Here is a 23518-nt window from a genome sequence, read left to right as displayed (position 1 = left end):
TTTTAGAAGAAATACGATCAATTTATTAGTGAGATTGGTATAAACCAAGGAGAGATATGTTAACCACTTTACGACGTATTATACTTGAATTTAGCCAAGATGCTGATTTAGAAAGTGCTTTATTTCGCATGGTTACTCAGGTAAAAACAGCATTAAATACAGACTGTTGTTCAATTTATTTAGCCGATTACGCTACCGAACATTTTGTATTAATGGCCTCTGATGGTTTAGCCAAAGATGCGCTAGGTAATACTCGTATAGGATTTTCAGAAGGTTTAGTTGGTTTAGTTGGCCAACGTGAAGAACCTTTAAATATCTCCGATGCACATAAACATCCTCAATTTATTAAAACCCCAATTGTACAAGAAGATGAACTGAATGCTTTTTTAGGTACGCCTATTATTCATCAACGTAAAGTTTTGGGGATTTTGTCTATTCAGCAAAAAGAATCTCGACACTTTACTGAAAATGAAGAAGCTTTTGTTGTTACGCTTTCAGCGCAATTAGCTATGGCGTTAGCTAATGCTGAAGTTCGCTATGGATTAACTGAAAAAAATAACCAGTATACAAGGCAGCTAAAAGGCGTTAGTGGTTCTTCAGGTGTCGCTATTGGTCCATTATTTGTTATTCAGCCAACCGTACAGCTGCAATCAGTTACATTAGAAAAACATACCGATCAAGAAACAGAATTAGTACGTTTTAAACAAGCTATTTCTGATACTCGTCATGAATTTGAAAGAATGGCTGAAGAGTTAAGTCGAGTCATATCTGATAATAGTTTAGATATTTTTGAAATGTATAAGCAGCTTTTAGGTAATGCAGATATTGGCCATGAAGTTGAAAATAAAATTAATGACGGTTGGAATACACAAAGTGCGTTAAAACTGGTTGTAGATAGTTATGTGGTTCAGTTTGAAGCACTTGATGATAACTATTTACGCGAACGAGCAAGTGATATAAAAGATCTAGGAAATAGAATTTTAGCGAATTTGCTTGAAAAAAATAGCCAAGTTAATGAACCACTTGATGCTTTTATTTTAGTTGCTGAAGATGTAACGGCTTCAATGTTAGCTGAGTACCAACACTTTGGCCTACAAGGCATTGTTTCTTTAACTGGCTCAAATAACTCTCATGCAGCAATATTAGCCAGAGCGCTTGGATTACCTGCAATTATGGGGGTAGACAAAATACCTCTTGGGCAATTACATAAGCAAATAGCCATTGTAGATGGTTATAGTGGTGAGTTATATGTTGCGCCTAACGATTCGTTACTAAAAGAATATAAGCACTTAATTGAAGAAGAGTATGCACTAGCTGACAAAGTAAAGCAGGTTGAAAAGCTACCGGCTATTACACTTGATGGTAAATGTATTGAATTACAATTAAACGCGGGTTTGTCTTCTGGATTTGAGCATTCATCGTCAACAGGTGCTATGGGTATTGGTTTGTATCGAACCGAAATTCCTTTTATGAATCAGAGTTGCTTTCCTTCTGAACAACAGCAAACTGATTTATATAGACAAGTGTTAGCGGCTTTTCCTAAAAAAAATGTCACTATGCGTACGCTCGATGTAGGTGGTGATAAAGCTTTACCTTATTTTCCTATTGTTGAAGATAATCCTTTTTTAGGCTGGCGTGGTATTCGAATTACTTTAGATCACCCTGAAATTTTTCTACAACAAGTTAGAGCCATGATTAAAGCGAATTATGGGCATAACAATTTAGAAATTATGTTACCTATGATTTCTAATATATCTGAAGTTGATGAAGCGACTCGTTTAATCAATCAAGCCTATTACGAACTTTCGTCAGAATTAGATATTACTGATAAATCTAAATTTGTAAAACCTAAAATAGGTATGATGATTGAAGTACCAGGAGTTATTTTTCAATTAAGAGAGTTTGCAAGTAAAGTAGACTTTTTCTCTGTAGGGTCAAACGATTTAACTCAATATTTGTTAGCGGTAGATCGTAATAATGCACAAGTGTCTGACTTATACGACGCATATCATCCTGCGGTATTGCGTGCGTTAAATACAATAGCCCAAGAATCAAGTAAATACTTAGTTCCTTTAAGCTTATGTGGTGAACTCGCTAGTGAGCCTGCAGGAGCCTTATTATTACTCGCAATGGGCTACGATAAACTCAGTATGAATCCACATAATATTTCTAGAATTAAATGGGTTATACGCCATGTAGAACTACATAAAATGAAAGTTATTTTAGCGCATGTTTTATCGCTTAGTTCTACTAAACAAGTACATGGTTATATGAGGGAACAATTAGAGCATTTAGGGCTTGGCGGCTTTGTTCGCGCAGGTATGTAATTGCTATTTAAAATAGTAACGTTTTTACTTAAAGCTTCCAAAGGGCGAACTTAAAAGGCTATATGCTAAGTATTATTCTTTTATCATGTGTTTTAATCGGCATTGTTGTTGGCTTCCTATCAGGCTTATTAGGCATTGGTGGAGGGCTGATCATTGTTCCTGCACTTATTTATTTACTTCCTTTATTAGATCTTCCTATGGACGTTGTATTGCCTTTAGCATTAGGTACGTCTTTGTGTTCTATTGTTGTTACTTCATCTGCAGCGACTTTATCTCATTATAAAAACAGTAATATTCCGTGGTCATTAACGAAAAAATTTATTGTCGCGATTTCTTTAGGTTCTTTAAGTGGGGCGTTAGTTGCTGATTTACTCTCGGTTACGGTTTTAAAAACTATATTTGCCGTAGCGGTTAGCACCTTGGCCCTTTATATGTTGCTTTCAGTTAGGGTTGTTAAGACTTGGCCTTTACCAAATGACGCTGCTATTTTTATCATTGCTTATGCTTGTGGTGTATTGGCAAGTTTAATGGGAATTTCAGGCGCGGTTATTTTGATCCCTATTTTAACTATTTTTGGTGTATCGGTTCGTCATGCTATAGGGCTTGCTACTATGTGTGGTGCATTGGTGGCAGCATTTGGCAGCGCAGGTTACATAATATCAGGTATTGGTGTAAATGAACTTCCGCCATGGAGTATGGGGTATGTTTATTTGCCTGCATTAATATCTATAGTTATTACGTCTACTTTTTTTGCACCTTTTGGTGTGCAGTATGCGAATAAGCTACCAGTAAAAACATTGAAGCGCTTATTTTCTTTTTTCTTATTAATTGTCGCGCTGAAAATGATCTTTAGTTAGCCAATAATTAACTAATCTATTATTATAACGTCACTAATTTTTAGGTAATAAACTTCACCTTAAACGCTATTTCATAGGATATTTTCATGCAAGCGTACTTAGATTTAATGAAACATGTACACGATAACGGTGTAGATAAATCAGATAGAACAGGTACAGGAACACGCAGTGTTTTTGGTTATCAAATGCGGTTTGATTTAGCTAAAGGTTTTCCTTTAGTGACTACAAAAAAATGTCATTTAAAATCAATTATTCATGAATTACTTTGGTTTATAAAAGGTGAATCTAATATTGCTTATCTTAAAGAAAATGGCGTTAAAATTTGGGATGCATGGGCAACGCAAGAAGGTGAGTTAGGCCCCGTATATGGCGTGCAATGGCGTAATTGGCCTGCATCAAATGGTGAAACTATTGATCAACTAGCGCAACTTATTCATGACCTTAAAACAAATCCTGATTCTCGCCGGCATATTATTACAGCGTGGAATCCTGCGTTATTGCCTGATACTTCAATATCACCATCAGAAAATGCGGCAATAGGTAAGCAAGCTTTACCGCCGTGTCATACCTTGTTTCAATTTTATGTATTAAATGGAAAGTTGTCATGTCAGCTATATCAACGCAGTGCTGATATATTCTTAGGTGTACCATTTAACATTGCGAGCTACGCTTTATTCACTATGATGATTGCTCAAGTGTGTGATTTAGAATTAGGTGACTTTGTCCATACCTTTGGCGATGCTCATTTATATTCAAACCATATGGAACAAGTTCAAGAGCAGCTTTCAAGAAAGCCTTTGCCATTGCCTACAATGAAAATTAATCCAAATGTAGCGAGTATTTTTGATTTTACCTTTGAAGATTTTGAATTGGTAGGTTACGAAGCTCACCCACATATTAAAGCGCCTATTTCAGTTTAAATTTTTAGATACAAACTTCAAAGCTAAGCCATTGTTATAAAACAATGGCTTATTTTCTTTATTTAACAAAAGACTCCATATAGGATTATTCTACTTAGGTATTTAGGATCGTAGTTATGCTTGCTCGTCAGTGGTTTTATTTTATTTCAGTTGCTTCTCTTGCTGTTATCTTTTTTGGTCAGTTTTATTGGCCTAGTGTTGTTTGGTTGTTGGTGATTGCCTTGCCTTTAATCATCTTGGGTTTGCATGATATTTTTTTTAGTAAACACACCATCTTACGCATTTATCCAGTTGTAGGTCATATTAGGTACTTATTAGAATCTTTTCGCCCTGAAATTCAACAATATTTTATTGAAACTAATCTAAGTGGTAGACCCATTAATCGAGAATTTAGAGATCTTGTTTATCAACGTTCAAAGGGAGTAAACGACACACGTCCTTTTGGTACTCAGTTTGATGTTTATAAAGTGGGCTATCAGTGGATGAGCCACTCGATAAAGCCTACACACCTTAAAGATCAAGACCCTAGAGTTACCTTTGGGCATGGAGAAAAAGCTTACAAAGCTTCGCTATTAAATATTTCAGCTATGAGCTTTGGTGCATTGAGTAAAAATGCCATATTAGCGTTAAACAAAGGCGCTAAAAAAGGTGGGTTTTATCATAACTCTGGTGAAGGCGGCATAAGTGCTTATCATCTTCAATATGGCGCAGATTTGGTATGGCAGATTGGTACAGGGTATTTTGGTTGTAGAGACAACAAAGGTAATTTTAGTGAGCCTTTATTTTTAGAAACAGCGAACCAAGATTATGTGAAAATGATAGAAATTAAACTTTCGCAAGGCGCTAAACCCGGACATGGAGGTATTTTACCTGCAGTAAAACTAACCCCTGAAATTGCAGCAATTCGAAAAGTACCTTTGGGCCAAGACGTTATTTCTCCCCCTGCACACAGCAGCTTTAATACGCCAATAGAGCTTTTAGCTTTTATTGATCGTTTAAAAGAGCTTTCAGGAGGAAAGCCTGTTGGCATTAAATTATGTATAGGTAGTAAACGTGAATTTTTAGCCTTATGTAAAGCTATGGTAGTGACAGGATCTTCTCCTGACTTTATTACTATTGACGGTAGTGAAGGCGGTACAGGTGCTTCGCCAATCGAGTTTACTAATTCAGTGGGGATGCCCTTAAGAGATGCTTTGGTTTTTGTACAAAATGCACTGGTTGGCTGTGGTGTTAGAGATAAATTGCGATTAATCGCTTCAGGGAAAGCACTCTCTGCTTTTCACGTATTGCGATTATTAGCTTTAGGAGCAGACACGGTGAATAGTGCTAGAGCTATGATGTTATCCTTAGGTTGTATTCAGTCTCGTCATTGTAATAATGATACCTGCCCAACAGGTATAGCAACACAAGACGCGGCCCGTTATAACGCTTTAGATTATGAAGAGAAGGGCGAGAGAGTTTATAAGTTTCATGCGGCTATGATCAAAAACTTAGCTGAATTAGTAGGAGCCGCGGGCTTAGAAAATGTAAGTGATATTAAGCCACACCATATTCAAACACGTGTTTCAGAAAATAGTATTGAACATTTAGGGCAACGCTATAACTATATTGCTCCGGATAGTTTACTTGATGAACAAAATATTCCACCAGAATGGCAATATGATTGGCATTTAGTGTCGGAAAAAACTTGGAACTAATTGTTTTTAGATAAGATAAAGTAGATAACCAGTGTAACTATCTAACCTGAGTTCGGCTTAATAAATGTTCTTCTAGCAGCTACTTTTACTAACTTCTGCGTTAAATTCACTTGCAATAGGCCAGATATTGACGCGTAAATTTGCCTTGAATTAAGTAAAACTATCAAGCTAGAAGCGAACCGAGTTTTTAGTGATTACTTTTCAATGAGTTAACAATATCTTAAACCGAACTCAGGTTATCTCGAGTTACTCATATGACTTGAGTGTTAACTTTAAGAAGGAAAGCCTAACATATTCCCCATGCCTACCGTAAATAACCAACAACCATAAATTGAATGTTCAATAGAAACTAATAAGGTCGATTTAGTTTTTTTGAAAGTTAAAGCAAATAAGATCCCACCAATAAACGTGAGCAATATAACTAATGTGTTTTTAAAGAAAATATGCGCTAAAGAGAATAGGGCAGCGTTAACAATAATGAATAGCCATTCGCTCTTAAACAAAGCTTGGTATCGTTTAAAAAAGAATGTTCTGTAGAGTAATTCCTGTGGGTATACTGAAAATAGGCTATAAAAAAATAAGATAAATAACCAGAGTTTAGGATTATTTAACATAACATGAAAAAGTTGTGCCTTATCAGTAGACCAAACATAAAAAGTAGTTACAGTTGTGATAATGAGAAGAGGTAAAACAACACGCTTCCAAAATGCTTTCCAGTTTACATTCGTAGTCATTTTGAACTTGTAACTTTCTACTTTTAAAAGCACAAATATAATATATGAGAACCCAATAACACCCATAATTACTTTTATCCAAACTGGGTAATGTAGAGTAAAACTACTCGGCAATATTATGAATAAGATAAAAAGTTCGATTATTTTATAGCGTAAAGACTGCATTAATTAAATTAACCTATTACAAATCTGAATCAAAAGAATAATAAATATCTGCCGAGTTCTCTAAGCCTGAAATCGTTTCTACCCATAATCGACTCATTAAAAATAATCTAACGGTTAACTCATTAACCGGTTCGTTTACGCCAACACCATATTTTACATAAATGCGTTTACCTAAATATCCGGCTATGGATACTTGGCTGCTATCACCTTCTATTTCAACATTGTTAATAAGCGGTAGTTTGTCTATTTGCTTTAAAATGCCAGAATAGTTTGCTAAAGCTGCACCTAAAGCCACACCTATACCTGAATCGTCTGGAGCGTCATTTTTGAGTCCTTGCCCTCTTAATAAATAAGACAAAGTTTGTGCTCGCGACAGTGCTGGTGTAGAAATAAGCTTGAGTGTAAGGGCGTTTGCTAATCCTTTAATTTCAACACCCACTTTTATGTTTTCTTTAGGAATAGTTCTTGTGGCTTTAATATCTATATGTGGGTTTTCCATAGGGCCATTAAACGCGACTTTACCTCGTTCTATTTGTAGGCGTTGTCCGTAAGCATGATAGCGACCATCAGGAATGTTTAAATTACCAAATATCTGTATGGGTTGCTGGTTGCTGTGCTGTACTCGTATATCACCTGCTAAGTTACCGTTAAATCCTTGGCCTGTAAGTTGAAAAGCTTCATCAATGAATACTCTAATATCAGACTCAATATTAAAGCGTTTTTCTTTAACTATTTCGTTACCTTTGGTATCAACAAAAATAACGTCATTAGTTAACTCTACACTACCTTCTGGTAAGTTAATTACGCGTAGTATTCCGCTAAGCACATTAACTTTACCTGATATTTTTAGGTTGTTTGGCGTTAACACCGCATTAATCTGCGGAGCGATAGTTGCCTCTATTTGTGGTGGAACAAGTATAGATAAACGGTCAGCATGTACGCTTAGGTTAAGTAACTTTTCTTTTTTCCAGTCAGCATCACCTGTAATAAAACCAGTATCTTTATCAATATTAAAGGTGCCATCAAGTTTGGCGTTGGTGTTTTCAAGAGCTAAGTTAACTTTTACATCGTTAATTACATTAGGACTCTTTAATAATTTTACACGGCCTTTGTCTAAATTAATTTCACCATTAATTTTAGGGTTTTTAAGATCACCTGTTACATTAACTTGAGTATGTAGAGTGCCTTCAAGCAAGGTGATTTCATGACTGATTGATTGAAACGGCCGTAAATTAAAGTTATCTATATCGATATTTGCAGATATGGGAAAATCATCTTTAAATGTGACTTTACCTGCTAAATTTATATTTGAATAAAAGTCATAATTATTATTGGCATTAGTTTGTTTATCTGGGGTTAACGTTAGTTGTGTTTGTACAAAATCATCGTTAAGTTTAAAGGTTAATCGACCTTGATCCCAAGCACTTAATACTTTAACAGGTAAACCTATTTCTTTTTCATCAAGTAAAATATTCCCTGCTAAAACCGATAAATCGCCTTCTATTACATAATGTTTATCAGGTGTCCAATTTATCGTTGCACCACCTTCAATTATGGTATTAACGAGTATGTCGTTAGGGGCAAAGGTTTCGTTAAAGTATGAACTATTCAGGTATAAAGTTAGAGGAATGCTTCCTGAGTCTAAAAATGAGACTTCTTTAGGCAAACAAATGTTAAGCCCTTGATTGTTCCAGCAATGTTTATTCAAGGATAATTTTTGTGTTTGATCGTTATAATCAATAATAATGTCTGTATCAGGCTGCCAATGTTGAGTTAAGTAATTAAATTCAGCACCAGCAATAATACCTACCCAATTTTTTGAGTCTTCATTTCGTAGACCATTAAGTAAAAACTTACTTTTAAAGTCACCTTCCCACTTAACATCAAATGTTTGTTGATTCATATCAGCGTTAATTTTAGCAACAACTTGTGTTAACTCGGTACTTAACCAATTTATGCTTTTACTTTTTATTTGTGCATTGATTAAGTGCTCTTCAAAGGGAGAATAACTGCCTTGAATGGTAATAAAAGGAGAGGCTGATTTCTTGAAAGCAAAGTCAGTAATATCATGTTTAAATAAAATATTGGGTTTATCGATATTACCCGTTACATCAAAACGAGTAGAAACACTGCCGTTTATTTCAGAATAAAATTTATTAGCACTTGGAACCTCTATATTTCCTTTTACGTGCCACTCATTATCGCTATAGCCAGAAAAACTCATGCGAGAATCAAAAAGCGATAAATTTAATTTACTGGGTTTAAGTTGTAAGTTTTCACTTAAATTTATTTCGCCTGATAATTCAAAAGGCATTTTATTAATGTCACCCGTGAGATGGGTGTTAGTTAATGTGATGGATGAATTTTCTTTATCATATATGCCCGTGGTATCTAAGTTACCTTTGATCCGTCCTGATAACCATTCTTTAATATTGTCGTATTGAGCATCTAAATGTTTAAATTGAGGAAAAGTAAAGCCTGTAGATTTGATTTTTAAATTCCACGATGGTTTGTCGCTTAAAGCAATATGACCTTTGATGCTCAGGTTGTTTTTCGCATCATTTAAGCCAAATTCTTCAATCGTTATTTTATTTTCTATGAGTTTGTTATGTGTAAGCTTTAACGATGTTTTTGCATTTTTATAGCCTAAGCCATTGAGTACACTATTTAATGATAATATTTGCTTATTAATGTCGCCTTGTGATGTTAAAGACAACACAGAAGGGTGAAGGTGCTGACTTACCTGATTATATACAGGGAGTTTAGTTGCTTCTAAATTAAGATTATAAGGGAAGTTATTGTCGATAATATTAAGGTTAGCGTTACCTGTAAGCGCTAAGCTGCCTTCACTTTTAAACTGCAAATCAAGTTGAGATAAATCACCTTTAATATTAACTATTTGTGCAGAGTTGTTAACTTCAGGCCAATAAGTATTATTGTTTAGCTGATGTTTAAGTTGAATGTCTAGCGGGTAGTTTTTGATTAATGATAATTTGCCATTAATATCAGCTAATCCAGTACCATAATTTACTTTGAATAAGGTAATAAATAGATCATTTTTGAACCATGTTAAACCAATATTTATATCAGTTATTTTGTTAGGTAGGTTATCTAATGTAGCAAGGTTATTTGATAACGTATCCATTTTAAAATTGATGATCTTTAATTCAAATGGAAGCTCTATTTCAGGTAAAGCTAACGTAGAGGTATCGCTTTTTTGTTTATTGATTATTGCTGGTTTAGTTGCTGCTGTTTTTCCTGCAACCTTGTTATTCACAAAATCAGCTACAGCAATTTCTTTAATACTCGGACTATTAAAGGTAAAGGTACTTTTTTTAATATTAATAGGAGAAGTAAAGCCAGTAATATTAATTACTTGATCAGTTAACTCTATCGCTGTTTTTGCAACTAACAGTTTTTTGATCTTTATCGCAATAGGTATTTCAAGCAGAGTAAATTCTGACTTTGGCGTATTTGATGATTTAATTTTTAATGACAAATCGCCTATGTTTAAACTATCAATACATAGTTGCTTTTGCCAAAAACAGCGTAAATGAAATTTTAATGTCACGTTTTTAGCGTGCACTTTTACGTCATCGTTTTGATAAATAAAATCTGAAAATTCTATTTTTTCTGAAAACATGCCGCCTTTATAAATTAATGTCACATCAGAAAATTTATTAATGAGTGAAATACTGGCCTGAGTTCCCCATGGGCTACTGTAAAGGATGGCTAACAAGCAGAGTAAGCTCGTAATAAAAATAGCCGTATAAGAAGTTACTTTACGGCGTAAGCTCTTGTTTTTTATTTTGGTTGGACTAGCGTCTTTTGGGGTTACTTTAGGTGATGTCATTATAGTTCAGCACCTAAGTTTAAATGTAATCGCCACGAAGGATTATCTTCACTTAAGCTGTATCCTACATCGAGTTTTATCGCGCCAATAGGCGATATATAATGAATACCAGGTCCTACAGAGTATTTCTTTTGAAATCCTGTATCAAATGAACTTCCTATATCAGCAAATATTGCGCCTCTAATGGTAGGTGTAAAATAATATTGATATTCAATACTTGCTACAGCTAATCGATTACCGCCCACAACGAGATCTTCACTTGATTGATCTGAATTGACTTGTCGGCGTGTAGGTCCTATCGATTGGTAGGCAAAGCCTCTAATACTTTGATCTCCGCCCGCAAAAAAACGTAAAGAAGGTGACAATTCTTCAGCATTTGAACTATCTAACAAGGTATAGCCTATTTCAGCACGTGTAACGATACGGTGTTTGGGTTTGATGGTTTTTATATATCGCCAATGGGCATAAAATTTTAAAAAACTCGTTTCAGAAGATATCTCGGTATGAGTGCCTTCAATATTATAATATTGACTAAAGCCATCACTGGGATCTATTAAACTGCCATCTCTGTGTGTATTAGACCAACTGTAGCCCAATAAAAAATAGTCGGCCATGTCGTCTAAAGTGTCTATATCCCATTCTTCATGAAGAAAACGAACATAGTATTCAGAATTTACAGTATCACTTACTTTTATTTTACTTATTCTAGATGACCAATAATTACTATCAACATCACCATATTCATTATTTTCTAATAGTAGTTTGAATTGAATCGTATCGTTAAGAGAGCCATTGATGGGAATTGAATAAATAAAACGTCCTGTTGGATTTATTTTTGAGTACTTTATTTGTGTTTCTTGTCTATGGCCATACTTGTTAACTAATGGTGTTCTCCAGCCACCAGAAATCCTAAAGTCTGTATCAGTAGCGTAACCTAAACCTATATCAAAATAGTGTTTTTTAGCTTCTTTTAATGTGACCTGAATAGGAACAAACTTATCTTTTGCTGCAGATGGATCATCTTGGTTAGGGACAATAACAATATTGCTAAAATATTGAGTTTTTTCTAAGTTATTTTGAAATTGTTGAAGTGTAGATACTTGATAATCGTCTCCGTAAGTAAAGGGGACTAATTTATTGATAAAATTTTGATCTATGGTGTTATTTATAAATTCAATTTTACCAAATTTATAGCGCTTACCACTTTTATAGGTAAGAGAAATATCTGCGGTATTTTCTGGCGTTATAGCTATTTTAGCGGTTTCGAAATAGCCATCGAAGTAACCTCGTTGTAGCGCTAACGCGATAATCTCTGACTTTATTTTTTGGTAATTACCATGATGTAAACGATCTTGCGGTTTAATTGCCAAGTTTGACGTGAGTGAATTAAACATTTTATCGTTTTGCGCTTCACCACTTATATTTACGTTAATAGAGTTAACTAAAGTCACTTCTTTTAATTGTATGGTTAAAGCAAGCTTCCACGGAGTATCGTCTTCACTTTTAATTAAGTTAGTGCTAACCACTGAACGATAATAACCTAAAGCTTGTAGTGCTTTAATTGTGTTATTTTTTGCTGAGTAAATAAAAGACACTCTAGATTGAGGGTTATCAGGAAGTTCACCTAAATAAGCTTTGATGTTGCTTTTAACTTCATCGGGTAAGTTTTCAGGTAGTGATAAGGCTATATTGCTCGCAAATATTTTACCTACAAAGAGTAGGGTAAAAAAGCAAACGTATAACTTCAACATAAAATTCCTTTATGAGTAAATAGACTAAAAATAACGGTTCATTATAACGTATTGTTCGAAAAGTTATTACACAATAAAGTAAGCTTTAGTAACAGAATATTGAAAGTGAACTAGCAGTTTAAATGATAATATATTTAGTTGAAAAAGTTATATATTTTTATAAAAATTAACTATCGATTTAATCATAATGTGCTATGTTAAAGTTGTACTTAATAAAAATTAGAGGTCATTTTATGGGAACTGAAAACGCACTATATACCATTTTAGTTGAAAAGATTAAACAAGATGCATTGGTATTACCCACGCTGCCAAAAATAGCACTCAAAGTACGTGAGTCAGCAGATGATCCCGATGTTAACTTAGCTCAAATGAGCGAGATTATTGCGAATGACCCTGCGCTTTCATTAGGTATGATAAAGGTAGCTAATAGCCCTTTACTTGGGCGCGCTGTAAAAGTTGAAACGGTAAATCAAGCCGTTACTCGTATAGGTTTGAGGCAAATTAAAAGTATTGCAACCGCTATGGCTATAGAGCAAGTTTTTGTTTCTAAAAATAAAATAGTGGCAATGTATTTGAAAAAATCATGGAAAAAAACTATTGATGTGGCCTCTGTTGCTATTGCATTGATGACATTTTATAAACAAAAAAATAAACATAGTTCCTTGTCTTTAGACGAGCTAACTCTTGCTGCTTTAGTACACTCTATTGGTGTTTTACCTATATTAACTGAAGCTGAAAATCATCCAGACGTTTTTGCTAATCCTACTTTTTTACAGCAAGCTATTGTTAAATTATCAAGTAACATTGGTGCTGAAGTAACAAAAGCTTGGGGTTTTTCAGATCAATTTATTGAATTAGTAAAAAGTTGGAGTGACTTAACCATGCTCCCTGAAGAAGTTCATTATATCGATTTTATCAGAGCTGGAGCTATTGCTAATGATATCTTTAAAAATGAATCAACCTGTAAAGTATTGATAAAAAGTTATGTAGATAAAGGTCTTATACCTGATGTTGAATTTATGCAAAGCGATGAGTTTTTATCGACGGTAGCAGACGTTAAAAAAATGTTTTAATGCTGTTGTTAATAATTGTTTATTGAAAAGAAAATGCCAATCAGTTGTACTGATTGGCATTTTTATTAGTAATTGTTTTCTTTAATACTGTTTTGCGCCATAGGTATAAATAAGGTCTTATAGAGTTTTGTTGCGTAATCATCCGTCATTCCAGCCACATAATCGGCAATCACTCTATGATGATTCAGGTTGTTATCTTTGGCATATTGCCAGCGCTTAGCCGTAGGCTTAGGTAATAATCGTAAAGGATCTGATTCAAACGCTTCAAATAATTCCATAACAATTTGTTGGCCTTTATATTCAAGTCTTTGAATATCTGTTTGTTTGATCACAAATTCAAAAACAAAATCTTTAAAAACCTGTAATACTTTTGCCGCAACGTCAGGAAGTTTAGCGTTGTGTTGTAATAATGGTTCTGCAAAGCTTAAAGATTCTAACTCGTTTAAATCCACTAATATAATTTCAGTGATCAGGTAATTAACTAAACCACCAATAGCTTCTTTTTGTAAATAGAATTGGTCACTAAAAAGTTTACTAGATAAATCGTTACAATACACAGACAACCATTCGTTATTTATGGCTTTTAATTTATCAATAACATGAATATCGAAATCAGTTTGACTCACTACACCTGTAACTATCGCGTCTTCTAAATCGTGTATTCCGTAAGCAATATCATCGGCTAACTCCATAATAGAGCAGTCAAATGATTTGAACTGTGTTTTATGGTGTTTATTCTTTTGGCTTTGAATTTGTTGGAAATGTTGTCTATCTAGCTCTGATAATGGCTGTAAAATCCAAGATAAAATATCTAAATCATCAGAATAAATACCTTTAGGTGGATGCCACTGGGAAGCTTTTAGTTGCCTGAATGATTTAGGTTCTTCCTGATTTTTTTGAGTATTTAATACATCAATAGTTTGCGGATATTTTAGTAAACCCAGTAGAGATCTTCGTGTAAGGTTCATACCACAATCTTTACTAAAAGGTTCTAACCGAGCAACAATTCTTAAGGTTTGACCATTGCCTTCAAATCCACCGTGGTTACGCATCATATAATGTAAAGCGACTTCTCCACCATGACCAAAAGGTGGGTGTCCAATATCATGGGCTAAACAAATTGATTCAATCAACGTATCGTCATCAGGAAGTATACTGCTACAAACATCAGGATATTTGCAACGAAGCTGTGAAGTGATCCCCGAACCTATTTGTGCGGCTTCTAATGAATGGGTGAGTCGTGTTCTGTAAAAATCACTTTGCCCACTTCCCATTACTTGTGTTTTAGATTGTAAACGTCTGAATGCTGCAGAATGCAATATCCTTGCTCTGTCTCTTTGAAATGGTGTTCTATGATCATTTTGACGCTTTGTCATACTTAATTGTCGTCTTTCTAACCAAGGCGTTTCCATATTCTTCCTTTATTGTAATAAAAATGTCGTAAATCATGTGATAATGTTAACAAGGTGGTTGACCAGTTTTAGGTATACAGTATACAATATGTGTGCATCCGTAACCATTTAAGGTGCAGCTCTGAAATACGCATCTTGATTGGTAACGGGTATATCTGGATATTACCCACCCCCTCAACTTTATATGATGTTTTTACCTGCTTAAAGTTATATTTATAGAGGAGTCTATAATTAGTATTTTTCAAAAAGCTAAATATCGTGTTGTAGCTGCTACTTTTACCTTTGTTGCTGTGAAATGCTGTGCTGCAGTTTCTGGCGAACGTGAAAGGGTATTGTTCTTAGCGGGATTACCTAAGCCGCCATTTATTACGAGTGAAAATGGTGGTGGTTTACAAATGGATATTATTAGAGATGCGTTATCAACTCAAAATATTGTGCCTGAGTTTCAGCATGTCCAGCTATCTCGAACTGTTTTAGGATTTCAAAAATCTAATGTAGATGCTATATCAATCGTACCATCAAATTACATATATCCGGGTATGTACGTTTCAAAACCTTATATTACTTATCAAAATGTTGCAGTTTCGTTAGCGGAAAGAGAATTAATTATTGAGGACATAGATGATTTAGCTGGACTAACAATCGTGGCTTTTCAAAGAGCCCGTAAGCACATGGGCGATGAATATAACCTCAAAGTTGCGAGTTCATATCAGTATAGAGAGGTGGCAGAGCAACGAGAACAAGTAGATATGTTGTTCACGGGTGAAGCAGAAGTGATTATTTTGGACTTAAATATTTTTATTTACTTTTGTAACAGTCATGAAAAATCCATGTATCAGAATTCATTTAAAGTACATTATATTTTTGATGAAAAGCAGTATTCGGCTGGTTTTAAGTCTGAGCAACTTAAAGATAAGTTTGATAAAGGTATTGATGAAATAAAATACCGTGGTTTATACGATAAACTTATGTCTAAGTATTTGTGGTGATATCTATTTTATTGAATGGTACAAATACTTAATCGTACTTGTACCATGGTAACTTGATTAAGTATGAGCTATAAAAATTGCGCGTTTAGGGGCCGGGTAACCTTCTATTGTTTTAGTTGGATCGTTAGGGTCAAGAAAATCTTCTAAAGACTCTGTATCAATCCAATCAGTTTTTCGTTGTTCATCTAAGGCAGTAACGTCGGTATTTACCACTTTAATGTCTTTAAATCCACAACGTTCCATCCAAGCAACCATAGCGTCACAGCTTGGTAAAAACCAAACGTTTCTCATTTTTGCGTAACGTTCGCCTGGTACTAATACGGTATTAATATCGCCATCAACCACTAAAGTTTCTAATACTAATTCGCCACCTTTAACCAGTTGTGCTTTTAATTGGTATAAGAAGTCGATAGGCGATCTTCTGTGATAAAGCACACCCATAGCAAACACCGTATCAAAGGCTTTTAGCTCAGGTAAATCTTCAACGCCTAAGGGTAATAAATGTACGTTATCGTCTTGTGCGAAATGTTTGACAGCATTAAATTGCATAAAAAATAATTGAGTAGGATCTATACCCACTACAAATTTAGCGCCCGCACCACGCATTCTCCACAAATGGTAACCACTGCCGCAGCCAATATCTAAAACGTATCGATTTGATAAGTCACTAATGTGTGGAGCGAGTCGATCCCATTTAAAGTCTGATCGCCACTCGGTATCTACGTGTAATCCGTGAATATGGTAAGGACCTTTACGCCAAGGTTTAAACTTTTTAAGTAGGTTTTCAATGCGCTTAAACTCACCGGCATTAATATCTGTTTCTGCTCCAATGGTTACGCTATTACTTAAATCGATTGAAGAAGGCGTAGTATTAGGCAGAGCATCTAAGGTTTTTTCCCAGTGAGAAAACTCACCATGTAACTCACTTTTTTGCCAAGTGGTTAATTGAGCAGGTAAAACATTGAGCCAAGAACTTAAACGGTTTTGTGCGATTAATTGGTAAAACTTATTAAATGAGATCATTTTATTGCAACAAGTGACATGAAATTAAAACATTGAAACCACTGATTAACGTGATTAAAACCTGAGTCTTGAAGGCGAGATAAATGGGTTTCTAAAGTATCGGGGCGCATTACATTTTCAATCGCCGTTCTTTTTTGAGCGATTTCTAACTCGCTGTAACCATTTTCTCTTTTAAAATTATGATGTAAATCGATTAATAGTTCATTACACACATCATCTGCAGCTTTTAACTTTTCAGATAACACTAATATACCACCGGGTTGTAAACCATCATAAATTTTTTGAATGAGGTTTTGGCGTGCATCGGGTTCGATAAATTGCAGTGTAAAATTAAGCACGACCATAGAAGCATTTTTAAGCTCAATGTCTAAAATATTACCTTCACAAATTTCAACTTGAGACTCACCTTTAAACGCATTTACATGCATTTTACAACGTTCAACCATAGCTGAAGAGTTATCTATACCGATGATTGAACAGTTTTTTACGGTGATCGACTTTTTCATCGCCAGTGTTGCAGCACCTAAGGAACAACCTAAATCGTAAATGTTGGTATTGGCTTGCGCGTACTCTTTACTCAAATTACCAATGGTATTAATAATGGTATTGTAACCAGGTACAGAGCGCGAAATCATGTCAGGAAAAACTTCAACAACTTGCTTATCAAAGGCAAAGTCTTTTATTTGAGCTTTCTTACTTGAAAAAATGAGATCAGTATCAGAATTTATCATGCAAAATCTTTAAGAAAATAGCTTTATTGCGCTTATTTTAACTGAAATTTATAAGGCAAACCATAAACAGTGCACGATTAATTAACTCGCATGGATATTTGTTATTTTAATTATCATTCCCTGATAGAGTTTATTAGTCTTGCAGAGGTGACATTGCGACTCATTACTATATAATATCGCCAATTTTTATATTCATTAGCTTGTGAATTAATCACAAGTGCAAATGCTCAGGAATTGCTAAATGCGTACTATGTATTGTGGTGAGGTTAACGAATCTCATGTTGGTCAAGAAGTTACTCTTTGTGGTTGGGTTAATCGCCGTCGTGATTTAGGCGCAGTTATCTTTTTAGATTTAAGAGATAGAGAAGGTATGGTTCAGGTTGTTTATGATCCAGACTTACCAGAAGTTATCGCTAAAGCGAATACCTTAAGAAACGAATTTTGTGTTCAAATTAAAGGTAAAGTTCGTGCACGTCCTGAAGGTCAAATCAACAAAGATATGGCAACTGGCGCAATTGAGATATTAGGTTTAGAGCTAAACATCTTAAACAAAGCCGCTCCATTACCATTAGATTCAAACCAAACAAACTCTGAAGAGCAACGTTTAAAATATCGCTATTTAGATTTACGTCGTCCTGAAATGACAGAGCGTTTACGTTTCCGCGCAAAAGTTACTGCTTCAGTTCGTGAATCGTTAGAAAACTTAGGCTTTTTAGATATTGAAACACCAATTTTAACGGCTGCAACCCCTGAAGGTGCAAGAGATTACTTAGTACCAAGTCGCACTCATAAAGGTCAATTTTTTGCATTGCCACAATCTCCACAATTATTTAAACAATTGTTGATGATGTCGGGTATGGAGCGTTACTACCAAATCGTAAAATGTTTCCGTGATGAAGATTTACGTGCTGATCGCCAACCAGAATTTACGCAAATAGATATTGAAACTTCATTTATGTCGTCTGATCAAGTAATGGCTGTTACTGAAAAGATGATCCGTGAGCTTTTCTTAAAACTACTAAACGTAGATTTAGGTGAATTTCCACGTATGCCTTACTCAGAAGCCATGACGCGTTTTGGTTCAGACAAGCCAGATTTACGTAATCCATTAGAAATTGTAGACGTTGCTGATATTTTAAAAGACGTTGAATTTAAAGTATTCTCAGGTCCAGCTAACGATCCTAAAGGTCGTGTTTCCGTTATTTGTGTACCAGATGGCGCATCTAAGTTTTCACGTAAAAACATCGACGACTTAACTAAGTTTGTTGGTATTTACGGTGCTAAAGGTATGCCTTGGTTAAAAGTGAACGACAGAGCTGCAGGGCTTGAAGGTTTACAATCGCCAATTCTTAAATTTTTAACTGAAGAGTCTGTTAATGCTTTACTTGATAGAGCTAATGCAAAAGATGGCGACATTGTATTCTTTGGTTCAGACACATACAACGTAGTAACAGAGTCTTTAGGTGCTTTACGTCTTAAATTAGGTGAAGACTTAGACTTACTGCAAGGTGAATGGAAGCCGTTATGGGTTGTTGATTTCCCAATGTTTGAAGAAGTAGACGGGCATATGCACGCTATTCATCATCCATTTACAGCACCTACTAATTTAACCGCTGAACAACTTGAAGCTAATCCTGTTGGTGCGTTATCTGACGCATACGACATGGTATTAAACGGTTGTGAATTAGGTGGTGGTTCTGTTCGTATCCATAATCAAGATATGCAAGCCGCAGTATTTAGAATTTTAGGTATTAGTGACGAAGAAGCTCAAGAGAAATTTGGTTTCTTACTTGAAGCATTACAATATGGTGCTCCACCGCATGCTGGTTTAGCGTTTGGTTTAGACCGTTTAGTTATGTTAATGACTGGCGCTACTTCTATCAGAGACGTAATGGCATTCCCTAAAACAACAACAGCGGCATGTCCTTTAACTAACGCTCCAGGTCAAGCTAATCCTGCTCAGTTAACTGAACTAGGTATTGCTATCTTGCCTAAAGAAAAAAAGACTGAAACTGATAGTTAATTATTATCTGTAATGTTGAGTGAAAATAAAATGCAGTTAAGATAAATCTTAACTGCATTTTTTATGTATATTACCTATGTATAAGTATCTAACCCGAATAAGGTGGTTAATTTTTTGACTATTATTCTTGGCATTGATCCAGGCTCTCGAATCACTGGCTACGGTGTTATTAAAACTGAAGGTCGTAAGCTAACCTATCTTGGTAGCGGTTGTATCAAGGCATTTTCTACTTCAAAAGAAGACGGAGATAATCAGTTTAGCGATAGACTACAAACCATTTTTTCTGGCGTTTCAGAATTAATATTGCAATTCTCACCTGAATTATTTGCGATAGAAGAAGTATTTATGGGCGTAAACCCCGGTGGTGCGCTTAAGTTGGGTCAAGCGAGGGGGGCTGCAATTGTTGCTGCCACTAATAGAGGTCTTCCTATTGCAGAGTATTCAGCCCGCCAAATTAAACAATCAGTTGTAGGAACCGGCGCCGCAGATAAAAGTCAGGTTCAGCATATGGTTAAAACCTTATTAAAACTACCCGGTACACCGCAAGCCGATGCTGCCGATGCTTTAGCTGTAGCCTTATGCCATGCTCATAGTTACGAACTGTTAGGAAAAATGTCGGGTCAAGGACTTAAAACGGTTAGGGGAAGGTTAAGATAAATACTTCAGTAATAATCCACTAGTTAAAAGTTTACTGTATATATAACTAGTGTTATCGTATGGAAAAATAAATTATCTGGAGAATGTTTTGATAGGTCGTTTACGAGGTTGTTTACTTGAGAAAACAGCACCTGAAGTATTAATTGAGTGTAATGGCGTGGGTTATGAAGTCACTATGCCAATGACGAGCATTTACACCTTACCTGAAATAAATCAAGAAGCGATTGTTTATATTCACTTTGTTGTAAGAGAAGATGCTCAGTTACTGTATGGTTTTGCCAATAAAACAGAGCGTAAATTATTCAGACTTTTGATGAAAGTAAACGGTGTTGGTCCTAAATTAGGCTTAGCTATTTTATCTAGCATGTCTGCTGATCAATTTGTGAGTTGCGTAATTCATGACGACTTATCTACCATAGTTAAAATTCCCGGTGTCGGTAAAAAAACAGCAGAGCGATTATTGATAGAAATGCGTGATCGATTAAAAGATTGGCAACTTGATAATAGCTCTTCAGAAATTGATAACATTTTAGTACCTAATAAAATTGAGAATACTTTCGTTAATGATGAGAGAGGCGATGCTATTAATGCTTTGATCTCTTTAGGCTATAATCAATCCCAAGCTGATAAGGCTGTTAAGTCGGTATTTGAAAAAGGCATGAAAAGCGAAAACATCATACGCAATGCACTAAAAGCCATGCTATAAAATGACACTATAGTTTTTATATTAATAGAAAAACTCCAAATAATTACAGAGAAATATTGAAATGATTGAAGCTGACCGCTTAATTGAACCACAAGTTATGCACGAAGAAGAAACCATAGATCGCGCTATACGTCCTAAAATGTTGGTTGATTATACTGGTCAAGATCACGTTAAAGTACAAATGGAAATATTCATTTCAGCGGCAATTAAACGCGAAGAACCCCTCGATCATTTACTTATTTTTGGACCTCCTGGACTTGGAAAAACAACATTAGCCAATATTGTTGCTAACGAAATGGGCGTTAGTATTAGAACAACTTCAGGTCCTGTACTAGAAAAAGCCGGAGATTTAGCTGCTTTACTTACCAATCTTGAAGAAAACGACGTGTTGTTTATTGATGAAATTCATCGTTTAAGCCCTGTAGTTGAAGAGATTTTATATCCCGCAATGGAAGATTACCAATTAGATATAATGATTGGTGAAGGACCCGCAGCACGATCAATAAAGCTGGATTTACCTGCCTTTACTCTAATAGGTGCAACGACACGTGCTGGAGCATTAACATCCCCATTAAGAGACCGTTTTGGTATTGTACAAAGATTGGAGTTTTACAACACCAAAGATCTTACTGAAATTGTAAAACGCTCCGCTCACTTCCTAAATTTAACAATAGATCATGAAGGCAGTTTTGAAGTAGCAAGACGTTCTCGTGGTACACCGCGTATCGCTAACCGTTTATTAAGGCGAGTTCGAGATTACGCCGATGTAAAAACTAATGGGATTGTGAGCCAAGAGACCGCAGCTTTAGCGCTTGATATGCTAGAAGTGGATCACCAAGGTTTCGATATTATGGACAGAAAACTGCTAGAAGCTATTATTCATAAATTTATGGGTGGACCCGTAGGTTTAGATAATGTGGCTGCAGCTATTGGCGAAGAGCGAGAAACCATTGAAGATGTACTCGAGCCTTTTTTAATTCAACAAGGCTTTCTGCAAAGAACTCCTAGAGGGCGAATTGCAACAGATTTAGCCTATCAACATTTTGGGTTAGACAAACCTGACAGATAATCAACAATCCTCATATATTATTTTTCAATTTTCATTTATTTCAGACAAAAAAAAGCCCACATAATTATGTGGGCCAACTTATAGTAAGTTGTTCGAGGGAATAAATATATAAAATATCAAAAGAGGAACTTTCTTCATCAATAGCATTACCCACAATACATATGAATAATTAGATGCTTTCATCTGTGAATCAGAAAGATAAGGTATTTTAGTTATTTTAAAAGCATGTCTCAAACTATTTAAATTATAAATTTGCATTAGAAAAACTAATGTATTTGTTGTTTTTAACAATCATATTAATAAATTGATACAAAATAATTAGCTAATTATTGATTAAATAACAAAAAATATTTAACTCAAAGCGTTTAAACGCTTGTTGTTTAAAGGGGTTATCTATTAGTATAACCATAAATTTATTAACCTAGCCGTAAATGTTATACACAAGTGACTGTTTTTAATGTTAGAGACTCAAGATCAATTTGAAATACGCGTTTATTACGAAGACACCGATGCAGGTGGTATAGTGTATTACGCAAATTATTTGAAATTTTTTGAGCGTGCACGAACAGAATGGCTAAGAAAATTAAATATACATCAATCATTCTTTTTAGAACAAAATTTAGGATTTGTAGTCAGAAAGGTCGAAATGGATAATCTTGCCTCTGCAAAACTTGATGACGCACTTGTTGTGGTTTCTGAAATTAGTGAAATTAAGCGAGCTAGTTTGATTTTTCAACAAAAAATAATGAAAAATCAACAAGTCATATGTACTGCTAAAATTCGTATTGCTTGTGTTAATTTACTATTAGCTAAACCGTGTTCTATCCCCGAAAGCATATTAGGAGCCCTTAAAAGTGTCAGCTGAAATTTCTATTTTAGATTTATTTTTACAAGCGAGTTTATTAGTAAAATCAGTTATGTTGATTTTACTCGGATTCTCAGTTGCATGTTGGGCAATGATCTTTCAACGTATAAAAATTTTAAAAGAAGCACAAACTCAATTAAAAGTCTTTGAAGATAAATTCTGGAGCGGAGCTGATCTAAGTAAATTGTTTAATGAAATTTCAGCTCGCAGTAAGGTAACAGGCATAGAAAGTTTATTTGTTGCTGGTTTTAAAGAATTTGCAAAATTAAGAAAAAGTAACATCACTTCCTCTAATGCTATTGTTGACGGAACATACAGAGCAATGCGTGTTGCTATGTCTAGAGAAGTTGACGGTTTAGAAAAAAGTTTACCTTTTATGGCAACTGTTGGTTCTATTAGTCCTTATATCGGTTTGTTTGGAACAGTATGGGGCATAATGAACTCATTTATTGCTTTGGGGTCTGCAGAAAACGCAACGTTAGCACAAGTTGCTCCGGGTATTGCTGAGGCTCTTGTTGCAACAGCCATGGGGTTGTTTGCTGCTATTCCTGCTGTAATGGCATTTAACCGTTTTAGTCATCAAGTTGAGAAACTAGAGAATAGTTACGGTAACTTTATGGACGAGTTTTCGAGTATTTTACAACGTCAAGCAACGTCAGAATAATT

Annotated in this window: 18 protein-coding genes; 12 read left to right on the top strand and 6 right to left on the bottom strand. The window is 35.0% G+C overall.

Annotated features, from left to right (window positions below; translation table 11 throughout):
- Window positions 1-56 precede the first annotated feature (56 nt).
- From ptsP to AC0L5Q_RS07325, 4 genes are all read left to right on the top strand, one after another.
- Window positions 57-2327: a phosphoenolpyruvate--protein phosphotransferase gene (ptsP, locus tag AC0L5Q_RS07340; protein ID WP_473616592.1), complete on the top strand. Its 2271-nt coding sequence runs from the start codon at window positions 57-59 to the stop codon at window positions 2325-2327.
- Window positions 2328-2389: 62 nt separating this feature from the next.
- Window positions 2390-3184, top strand: coding sequence for a sulfite exporter TauE/SafE family protein (locus tag AC0L5Q_RS07335; RefSeq protein WP_473616588.1), 795 nt, complete (start codon window positions 2390-2392; stop codon window positions 3182-3184).
- 86 nt (window positions 3185-3270) lie between these two features.
- Window positions 3271-4104: a thymidylate synthase gene (locus tag AC0L5Q_RS07330; protein ID WP_473616584.1), complete on the top strand. Its 834-nt coding sequence runs from the start codon at window positions 3271-3273 to the stop codon at window positions 4102-4104.
- A 116-nt stretch (window positions 4105-4220) separates the two neighbouring features.
- Window positions 4221-5801, top strand: coding sequence for an FMN-binding glutamate synthase family protein (locus AC0L5Q_RS07325; protein ID WP_473616581.1), 1581 nt, complete (start codon window positions 4221-4223; stop codon window positions 5799-5801).
- Between the two features lie 272 nt (window positions 5802-6073).
- Here the strand turns inward: AC0L5Q_RS07325 and AC0L5Q_RS07320 are convergent, their stop codons facing one another.
- The 3 genes from AC0L5Q_RS07320 to AC0L5Q_RS07310 form a co-directional block, all read right to left on the bottom strand.
- Window positions 6074-6535 carry a CPBP family intramembrane glutamic endopeptidase gene (locus tag AC0L5Q_RS07320; protein WP_473616576.1) on the bottom strand — a complete coding sequence of 154 codons (462 nt, stop codon included), beginning with the start codon at window positions 6533-6535 and terminating at the stop codon, window positions 6074-6076.
- A 181-nt stretch (window positions 6536-6716) separates the two neighbouring features.
- Window positions 6717-10553 (bottom strand): translocation/assembly module TamB domain-containing protein, encoded by a 3837-nt coding sequence (locus AC0L5Q_RS07315; protein ID WP_473616572.1) that lies wholly within the window; start codon window positions 10551-10553, stop codon window positions 6717-6719.
- Window positions 10553-12304 carry an autotransporter assembly complex protein TamA gene (locus tag AC0L5Q_RS07310; RefSeq protein ID WP_473616567.1) on the bottom strand — a complete coding sequence of 584 codons (1752 nt, stop codon included), beginning with the start codon at window positions 12302-12304 and terminating at the stop codon, window positions 10553-10555. Before AC0L5Q_RS07310 ends, AC0L5Q_RS07315 begins: the two co-directional genes overlap by 1 nt.
- A gap of 233 nt (window positions 12305-12537) precedes the next feature.
- On the opposite strand from AC0L5Q_RS07310, the gene AC0L5Q_RS07305 reads away from it, so the two are divergent.
- The gene (locus AC0L5Q_RS07305) at window positions 12538-13377 is read left to right on the top strand and encodes an HDOD domain-containing protein (RefSeq protein ID WP_473616562.1); all 840 of its coding nucleotides are present in this window, start codon (window positions 12538-12540) and stop codon (window positions 13375-13377) included.
- Between the two features lie 65 nt (window positions 13378-13442).
- Here AC0L5Q_RS07305 and AC0L5Q_RS07300 read toward each other — a convergent pair whose 3' ends face one another.
- On the bottom strand, window positions 13443-14789 hold the full coding sequence (locus AC0L5Q_RS07300) for an anti-phage deoxyguanosine triphosphatase (protein ID WP_473616558.1): 1347 nt from the start codon (window positions 14787-14789) through the stop codon (window positions 13443-13445).
- Between the two features lie 290 nt (window positions 14790-15079).
- On the opposite strand from AC0L5Q_RS07300, the gene AC0L5Q_RS07295 reads away from it, so the two are divergent.
- Complete coding sequence (locus AC0L5Q_RS07295; protein WP_473616556.1) at window positions 15080-15778, top strand: substrate-binding periplasmic protein; 699 nt, start codon at window positions 15080-15082, stop codon at window positions 15776-15778.
- Between the two features lie 57 nt (window positions 15779-15835).
- Here AC0L5Q_RS07295 and cmoB read toward each other — a convergent pair whose 3' ends face one another.
- Window positions 15836-16801: a tRNA 5-methoxyuridine(34)/uridine 5-oxyacetic acid(34) synthase CmoB gene (gene cmoB / locus AC0L5Q_RS07290; protein ID WP_473616552.1), complete on the bottom strand. Its 966-nt coding sequence runs from the start codon at window positions 16799-16801 to the stop codon at window positions 15836-15838.
- The gene (gene cmoA / locus AC0L5Q_RS07285) at window positions 16798-17532 is read right to left on the bottom strand and encodes a carboxy-S-adenosyl-L-methionine synthase CmoA (RefSeq protein WP_473616548.1); all 735 of its coding nucleotides are present in this window, start codon (window positions 17530-17532) and stop codon (window positions 16798-16800) included. The genes cmoB and cmoA overlap by 4 nt, the downstream gene beginning before the upstream one ends.
- Window positions 17533-17773: 241 nt before the next feature.
- Here cmoA and aspS point away from each other — a divergent pair, with 241 nt between their 5' ends.
- From aspS to tolQ, 6 genes are all read left to right on the top strand, one after another.
- A complete protein-coding gene (gene aspS / locus AC0L5Q_RS07280; protein WP_473616545.1) occupies window positions 17774-19555 on the top strand; it encodes an aspartate--tRNA ligase in 1782 nt (593 codons plus the stop codon).
- Between the two features lie 114 nt (window positions 19556-19669).
- A complete protein-coding gene (gene ruvC, locus AC0L5Q_RS07275) occupies window positions 19670-20212 on the top strand; it encodes a crossover junction endodeoxyribonuclease RuvC (RefSeq protein WP_473616540.1) in 543 nt (180 codons plus the stop codon).
- An 88-nt stretch (window positions 20213-20300) separates the two neighbouring features.
- Window positions 20301-20918: a Holliday junction branch migration protein RuvA gene (gene ruvA, locus AC0L5Q_RS07270; RefSeq protein WP_077340609.1), complete on the top strand. Its 618-nt coding sequence runs from the start codon at window positions 20301-20303 to the stop codon at window positions 20916-20918.
- Window positions 20919-20979: 61 nt separating this feature from the next.
- Window positions 20980-21987 carry a Holliday junction branch migration DNA helicase RuvB gene (ruvB, locus tag AC0L5Q_RS07265; RefSeq protein ID WP_473616532.1) on the top strand — a complete coding sequence of 336 codons (1008 nt, stop codon included), beginning with the start codon at window positions 20980-20982 and terminating at the stop codon, window positions 21985-21987.
- Between the two features lie 457 nt (window positions 21988-22444).
- Window positions 22445-22852, top strand: a complete 408-nt coding sequence (gene ybgC / locus AC0L5Q_RS07260) for a tol-pal system-associated acyl-CoA thioesterase (protein ID WP_473616528.1) — start codon at window positions 22445-22447, stop codon at window positions 22850-22852.
- Window positions 22842-23516, top strand: coding sequence for a protein TolQ (gene tolQ, locus AC0L5Q_RS07255; protein ID WP_473616524.1), 675 nt, complete (start codon window positions 22842-22844; stop codon window positions 23514-23516). Before ybgC ends, tolQ begins: the two co-directional genes overlap by 11 nt.
- Window positions 23517-23518: the final 2 nt, after the last annotated feature.

This window comes from Pseudocolwellia sp. G5-9 (assembly GCF_055808995.1).
The sequence above is the reverse complement of the archived record's forward strand: the minus strand, read 5'-3'. Positions and strand labels throughout refer to the sequence as shown.